This is a genomic window from Eudoraea sp. (assembly GCF_049665975.1).
Classification (GTDB): Bacteria; Bacteroidota; Bacteroidia; order Flavobacteriales; family Flavobacteriaceae; genus Eudoraea.
The window spans coordinates 1-7,101 of sequence record NZ_JBATGR010000161.1 but is presented as its reverse complement, the minus strand read 5'-3'; the positions used below and the strand labels follow the sequence as shown (position 1 = coordinate 7,101).

The following is a 7,101-nucleotide window of genomic DNA, read 5'->3' as shown; positions in this document are numbered from 1 at the left end:
TTTATTGCAGTTAAACTTGTTTTTTCGGTACTTTGTCGATGATTTAACCCCACAAATCAACCCCTTTATGAAACTAAGAAGTATTGTTGTTGATGATTCATCTATGCAACGTATGGCAGTTGCAAAGTTAGTTAACAATCATCCTAACCTGGCACTAGTAGCTGATTATAGTAATGCTATTGAAGCGAAAAACGGTATCAAGAATAATGAAATCGATTTAATTTTTCTTGATGTAGAAATGCCAATCATTAGCGGTTTTGACTTATTGGAATCCTTAGAGAATAGTCCTCAGGTGATTTTAATAACAGGTAAACCAGATTATGCTTTAAAAGCATTTGATTATGATGTAACCGATTATCTCCACAAACCTATTACAATGGCTCGTTTTGATGCTTCTGTTAAAAGAGCAGTCGCCAAATATGAGCAGATGAATAAGGTGAATGAAGATGAAGAACATATTTTTGTTAAGAGCAATCTTAAGAAAAGAAAGGTTATCCTTAATGAAATAAAGTGGATAGAAGCCCTGGGTGACTATATAAAATTGGTTACCGATGAAGCTAACATTGTTATTCTTTCAACTATGAAGGCTTTCGAAAAACAATTACCTGAAGATAAATTTTTGAGAATTCACAAGTCTTATATTGTAAATCTTGAAAAAATAGAGAAATTCAATAGTAAGAATGTTGAGGTAAGTGGCAGGTCTATTCCATTGAGTAGAAATAAAAAAACAGAATTGGCGGAAGCATTAAGCAATGTCTAATTACATATAATCTACATTGTAGATTATACGTACGCCTTTGAACTGAGAAACAGCATCAAAAGAATTTTGAATTTTTTTGATGTTTTTTTTTGTTTTTTGAAGAGGCACGCCTTTGGGAATCTTAATCAAAACATGTTTTATGTATTGATTGCGTATTCGTGCAACCGGTGGGAATTCCGGGCCTAATACTTTAATTTCACTGGCATTGCGGAGGGCTTTTGCAAACCAGGCAGAGGCTTCATTTAATTTATTGTACTCTTTGTGTTTAAAGCTAATTCTTATAATTCTATTGATCGGCGGGTATTTATACTGCTCCCTTTCATACAATTGTTCCTGAAACATACCTTCAAAATCTCCCGTGGTAACCTGTTTAAGTATCTGATGGTAAGGGTTGAAAGTTTGAATTATTACTTTACCTCTTTTTTTAGTTCGGCCGGCTCTCCCCGCTACCTGAGTTAGTAACTGATAGGTTCGCTCATGTGCCCTGAAATCGGGAAAATTCAAAAGTGCATCCGCATTCATAATCCCCACAAGATTTACATTTCTAAAATCAAGGCCTTTGGTAAGCATTTGGGTCCCTACCAATATATCCATTTCCTGATTTTCGAAGGCATGAATAATTTTAGCATGTGCATGTTTACCCCTCGTAGTGTCCAGATCCATACGGCCTACTTTGGCAGATGGAAAAATCGTATTTAATTCCTGTTCTACCTGTTCTGTACCAAAGCCTTTGGTGTCTAATGTATTGCTGCCGCAAGCCAAACAGTTATTTGGAATAACAATATGATGTCCGCAATAATGGCATCTTAATTGTTTTCTTTGTTTATGATATGTTAAACTCACATCGCAATTGGGACACTGAGGGGAATGCCCACATGTAGTACATTCCAAAATCGGAGCATAACCCCGTCTGTTCTGAAACAAAATTACTTGCTCCCCCTCGTTTAGTGTTTCTGTAATCTCTTCTAATAGACGTTCAGAAAAATGGCCCTTCATTCGTTTTTTCCGATGCTGCACCTTGATATCTACTAATTCTATTTCGGGCATTAAAACATTCCCAAACCTTCTGTCTATTTGTGCATATCCGTATTTTGTTGTTTGTGCATTTTGGTAACTCTCTATGCTTGGTGTTGCAGAACCCAATAGCACCTTACTATTAAATAAGCCTGCGAGAACAATTGCAGCGTCTCTGGCATGATATCGTGGTGCAGGATCATACTGTTTAAATGAAGTTTCATGTTCCTCATCTATAATTATCAGGCCTAAGTTTGCAAAAGGTAGAAACAAGGCAGATCGAGCCCCGATAATTAGCTGTGCTTTTGGTTTATTATCTAAAACATTTTTCCAAACCTCCACCTTTTCCTGCATATTGTATTTGGAATGAAAAACTGAAATTGCGGAGCCAAAATATTCCTGTAATCTTGAAATGAGTTGTGTGGTAATCGCAATTTCCGGAACCAGATATAATGCTTGTTTTCCCTCACTCAAACACTCTGCTATGAGTTGCACATATACCTCAGTCTTACCCGATGAAGTAACCCCTTTAAGGAGCGTAACTTTATTCTTATCTAAGCTTTGTCTAATTGCATTTAATGCAGTAACCTGGTATTCATTCAATTCTTTTGGAGGCTCAAGTTCTTTACGTCCTTTAAATGTAACCCGATCTGTTTGAATGAAATATTCTTCCAGGACTTCTTTATTTATTAATGCGCGTATTATGGCCCGGCTCGATTTACTTTCAATTTCTAATTCATCGAGTTTTATTGGTTTTTTTTTTGTTGCCTGTAGATGAAATAATGAAAGCACAACCTGGCTTTGTTTAGGTGCTCTGGTAAGGGAATTCAATAAAACCTCGAGTTCAACCTCGGAATTATATCTCTGACCCAACCGAATATAACGTACCATTTTTGGCCTATACTGTTCATGAATTTCTTCTTTTAGTACGATGGCATTAATTTTAATAAGTCTGTTGAGAATAGGGAGAATATTCTTTTTTTCGACAATTTCCTTAATATCATTAACACGAAGGATATTTTGGTATTTCAGAGCCTCATAGACCAAAAACTCATCATCCTTTAAAAGATCTTCATCAATTATGGTATCATTATTTGGTAAAATAAGAGTTTCACTTTCCAGCAATAGTGCACTTGGAATTGCACTTCTGAATACTTCGCCCAAAGTGCACATATAATAGTCCGCTATCCACTGCCAATGTTTCAATTGAATTGATGTCACAATAGGTTGTTCATCTAATATATCGTGTATTGCTTTAGCTTCATACACCATAGGTGGCCTGTTATGGAGCTCAACAACGAGAGCGGTATAAAGTTTAGACTTCCCAAATGGCACGGCTACCCGCATTCCCAATTTTAATTGCGATGCTTCATACTCTGAAATGCGATATGTAAAATGCTTTTCCAAAGGAATGGGTAGTATGACATTTATATAGATTTCCATTACATTACACTATCTTTTTTTTAAGCTTAAACCTTATTACTGATGTTTTTTTCTAAGATAATTAAGCGTCGCATTCAGCTCAAATCCGAGTAGCAGAATAATGGAATTCAGCCATATATAAAACATAAGAATTAACAATCCCGCCAGGGCTCCATATAATTCGTTATATCTTGAAAAGTTGTCGATATAAATCCCGAACAAAAAGGAAGTTAAGAAAAATAACAAAGTAGTCATTAAGGCGCCATAAGAAAAGAATTTAGCTTGTCTACCTTCCCTTGTACCGAAATAGTATAAGATAGCCGTGGTAAGATAGGAAAGGAGAATAAAAAACAATGTTTTACCAATTCGTGCTCCTACAATATCATTTTCTGAAAGATCATATCCTCTTGTTTGGGCTGCCCATTCGCTTAAATATTCCAGAATATAGAACTCAAAGTATATATAGCCAACCGCACCAAAGATCAATAAAACAGAAAGAAGAAATCCTACCATCATTGCAAAGGCATACTGCTTAAAGAAATTCCTGGTTAGGTTTATGTGGTAAGAATCTTCAAAACCACCAAAAATAGCACTAACGCCATTGGTCATTAAAAAAATGGACAAAATAAACGCCGAAGACAGCAATCCGCCACTTTGCTGATCTTTTATCTGATAGTAAATTACTTCAAAATATTCGCCTGTGGCAGTCGGTAAAAAAGATTCCAGAAAATCAAGAAATTGGCTATCAAAATTTTCATTACCTACACTAACATAAGGTATAATAAAAGGGATTAATGTAAATAAAAAAATAAGTAAGGGAAAAAGAGCCACAAAAAGGCTGAATGCAATAGAACTTGCCCGGGTTGAAAACGCGCCCTGAACTATACCTGTAATATACATTTCTACAAGATCATAGAGAGAGAGTCCTTCAAAGGCCGGGAGTTTAACTTTTTTAAGTAGTCTGACCAGCCAATTGACTACAGGAATCTTGTCCAGTTTTCTTTCTATTTCCTCCGACATCTAAATTGCTTTAAGACTTAGGTCTTTGTTATATACTGAATGTGTTAAAGCACCTGAAGAAATATAATCAACACCACATTCGGCATACTTTCTAATTGTATTCTCATTTATTCCACCTGATGATTCAGTCAAACAATTTTTCCCGATGAGCGCCACTGCTTTTCTTGTATCCTCGTAGCTAAAATTATCGAGAAGAATCCTAAAAACACCTGGAGATTGCAGAATTTCCTCCACTTCTAATAGATTTCTGGCTTCCACAATAATTTTCAAATTCTTTTTCGATTCCTTTAAATAGCGCTTGGTTTTTTCAATTGACTTAGTAATGCCTCCTGCAAAGTCTATATGGTTATCTTTCAGCATAATCATATCGTACAAAGCAAACCTGTGATTCTCTCCTCCTCCAATGGTTACAGCCCACTTTTCAAGCGCTCGAATTCCGGGGGTGGTTTTCCGGGTGTCCAGGATTTTTGTTTTGGTCCCCTCAAGTAGTGAAACAAAATAATTAGTTTTTGTAGCTATGGCACTCATCCGCTGCATGGCATTTAAAACAAGTCGCTCTGCTTTTAAAATAGACTGAGATCTTCCTTCTATATAAAATGCCACATCCCCAAAATTTACCTGTTGGCCATCTTTCAATAGGATTTCCATTTTTAAATCCTTATCCACATAATTAAAAGTCTGTCGGGCAAATTCAACACCCGCTAATATACATTCATCCTTTACTAATAGTTTAGCCTTGCCCAATGCATTAGACGGAATACAAGCGAGTGAACTGTGATCTCCATCTCCTATATCCTCCCTAATGGCATTTTCTATTATTAAAGATATCTCCTTTTGGAATTGTTCTTCTGATATCATTTTTGCAACTTGTAGGGCACTAAATTAGTAAAAACATATGCCAATAAAGAAATTCAATTTCCTTAAAATTATAACTTAGATATATGAGGATAAAACTTCTTGCAATAGGAAAAACAGATAGTGGAGAGTTACAGAAGCTGATAGATGTTTATCTGAAGAGATTGAAACACTATGTAAAATTCGAATTGGCCGTTTTACCTGATATTAAAAACACCAAAAACCTATCTGTTTCTGATCAAATGGACAAGGAGGCTGAATTAATCCTAAAACATCTTGACAGCACGGATACTTTTTTTTTATTGGACGAAAATGGCAAGGAATACACCTCTGAAGGATTTGCCAATCAATTGCAAAAGCAAATGAATTCGGGCATTAAAGAATGGGTTTTGGTTATAGGTGGCCCCTACGGCTTTAGCGATTCTATTAAACAAAAAGCAAATGGTCAATTAAGTCTCTCAAAAATGACATTCTCACATCAAATGGTCCGCTTATTTATTGTTGAACAAATTTACAGGGCATTTACCATTCTGAGAAATGAACCTTATCATCATAAGTAATGACATAATCATTATAATAAGCTACATATCAAAAAGCAGTTTAATATAAAACTCTAAACTTAATAGTGTTTTCTACTTTTTTGAGCGCTTTAATTACCTCTTTATTATAATCCCGGTCAAGATCAGTGATCACATAACCTACATCACTATCAGTTGAAAGGTATTGTCCGGAAATATTCATCTCATAAGTCGCCAGAACCTCATTAATTTTGGCCATAATTCCCGGAACATTTCTATGAATGTGTAAGAACCTATGAGCCTGATTCTGTTTGGGCAAACGAATATTCGGGAAATTGACTGCATCAACAGTATTGCCAGAGTTGATATAATACATAATCTTGTTAGGCACGAAATCGGCAATATTTCTCTGTGCTTCCTCCGTACTACCCCCAATATGGGGAGTTAGAATAACATTGGGGATTCCATGTAATTCTGAGGCAAAGGATCCATTAGACTTTGGTTCTATGGGAAAAACGTCTATTGCTGCGCCACGTAGTTTGCCACTTTTAAGAGCTTTTACCAGGGCTTGTATCTCCACTACAAAACCTCTTGAAAGATTTAAAAGCATGGCACCCTCACGCATTTGGTTTATTTCGCGCTCCCCTATGAAATTTATATTGGCCTTATTGTCATCCAGGTGCAAGGAAACCGCGTCTGAAACATTTAATAAATCTTCAAGTGTTTCGCATTTTACCGCATTACCCATTGCTAATCTGTCCTCAATATCATAATAATAAACCCGCATCCCAATGGCTTCAGCAAGCACAGACAATTGTTTGCCTATATTACCATACCCTACAATTCCGAGGTTCTTTCCCCGAATCTCTTTAGAATTTACAGCTGTTTTATTCCATACACCATTATGTAATTCATTGCTTCTAGGAAAAACATTTCGAAATAACATAATAATTTGCCCGATAGCCAATTCAACAACAGACCTCGTATTGCTATATGGCGCGTTAAAAACCACTACTCCTTTCTTTTTACAATAATCCAAATCTATCTGAGTCGTCCCAATACAAAAGGCTCCTACCACCAATAATTTATTTGCAGCATCTAAAACCTTAGGAGTAAGTTTTGTTTTGGAACGGATTCCCAGGACATGCACTCCCTTTATCTTTTCAATAAGTTCATCTTCCGATAAACTTTGTTCTACGAGCTCCACTGAGAAACCATCTTCCTAAAGATTATCAAAAGCAGCCGGATGCACATTTTCCAGCAAAAGTATCTTTATTCTGTTTTTTGGATAAGAAAGGCTTCTTGGCAGGTCATTAATAAATAAAAACTCATCCAGATTTGGCGCAACATGGTCTGCATTATCAGCCGCTTTATCCCGATGGACGTTTTCAGTATAGGCGAAAAATTTATGAGCAATGCCTGCTTCCCGCATAACATAATCACTATACCCATCCCCTATTACCTGTACTTCACCTTCAAGATCTAACTGCTTTAAACATTCAATTTTACCAT

5 protein-coding genes and 1 pseudogene are annotated in these 7,101 nt (G+C 36.1%); 2 read left to right on the top strand and 4 right to left on the bottom strand.

Annotation, left to right across the window (positions count from 1 at the left end; translation table 11 throughout):
- Positions 1-67 precede the first annotated feature (67 nt).
- Positions 68-760, top strand: coding sequence for a LytTR family DNA-binding domain-containing protein (locus WBN20_RS06110; RefSeq protein WP_348138106.1), 693 nt, complete (start codon positions 68-70; stop codon positions 758-760).
- Here the strand turns inward: WBN20_RS06110 and priA are convergent, their stop codons facing one another.
- Genes priA through nadC form a run of 3 tightly spaced genes read right to left on the bottom strand, consistent with a single transcriptional unit; the run spans position 761 to position 5,074 of the window.
- Positions 761-3,217, bottom strand: coding sequence for a replication restart helicase PriA (gene priA / locus WBN20_RS06105; RefSeq protein WP_424274637.1), 2,457 nt, complete (start codon positions 3,215-3,217; stop codon positions 761-763). It lies immediately after the preceding gene.
- A 36-nt stretch (positions 3,218-3,253) separates the two neighbouring features.
- Positions 3,254-4,216 carry a YihY/virulence factor BrkB family protein gene (locus WBN20_RS06100; protein WP_424281083.1) on the bottom strand — a complete coding sequence of 321 codons (963 nt, stop codon included), beginning with the start codon at positions 4,214-4,216 and terminating at the stop codon, positions 3,254-3,256.
- Positions 4,217-5,074 carry a carboxylating nicotinate-nucleotide diphosphorylase gene (gene nadC, locus WBN20_RS06095; protein ID WP_424270893.1) on the bottom strand — a complete coding sequence of 286 codons (858 nt, stop codon included), beginning with the start codon at positions 5,072-5,074 and terminating at the stop codon, positions 4,217-4,219.
- A gap of 83 nt (positions 5,075-5,157) precedes the next feature.
- On the opposite strand from nadC, the gene rlmH reads away from it, so the two are divergent.
- Complete coding sequence (gene rlmH / locus WBN20_RS06090; RefSeq protein ID WP_424281082.1) at positions 5,158-5,631, top strand: 23S rRNA (pseudouridine(1915)-N(3))-methyltransferase RlmH; 474 nt, start codon at positions 5,158-5,160, stop codon at positions 5,629-5,631.
- Between the two features lie 40 nt (positions 5,632-5,671).
- Here rlmH and serA read toward each other — a convergent pair.
- Positions 5,672-7,101 (bottom strand): annotated as a pseudogene (gene serA / locus WBN20_RS06085) (phosphoglycerate dehydrogenase); the annotation flags it as partial.

What these genes read in the sequence shown, in the direction of transcription:
- nadC (WP_424270893.1), bottom strand. Translation starts at nt 5,074, where the DNA reads ATGATATCAGAAGAACAATTCCAAAAGGAGATATCTTTAATAATAGAA.
- rlmH (WP_424281082.1), top strand. Translation starts at nt 5,158, where the DNA reads ATGAGGATAAAACTTCTTGCAATAGGAAAAACAGATAGTGGAGAGTTA.
- WBN20_RS06100 (WP_424281083.1), bottom strand. Translation starts at nt 4,216, where the DNA reads ATGTCGGAGGAAATAGAAAGAAAACTGGACAAGATTCCTGTAGTCAAT.
- WBN20_RS06110 (WP_348138106.1), top strand. Translation starts at nt 68, where the DNA reads ATGAAACTAAGAAGTATTGTTGTTGATGATTCATCTATGCAACGTATG.
- priA (WP_424274637.1), bottom strand. Translation starts at nt 3,217, where the DNA reads ATGGAAATCTATATAAATGTCATACTACCCATTCCTTTGGAAAAGCAT.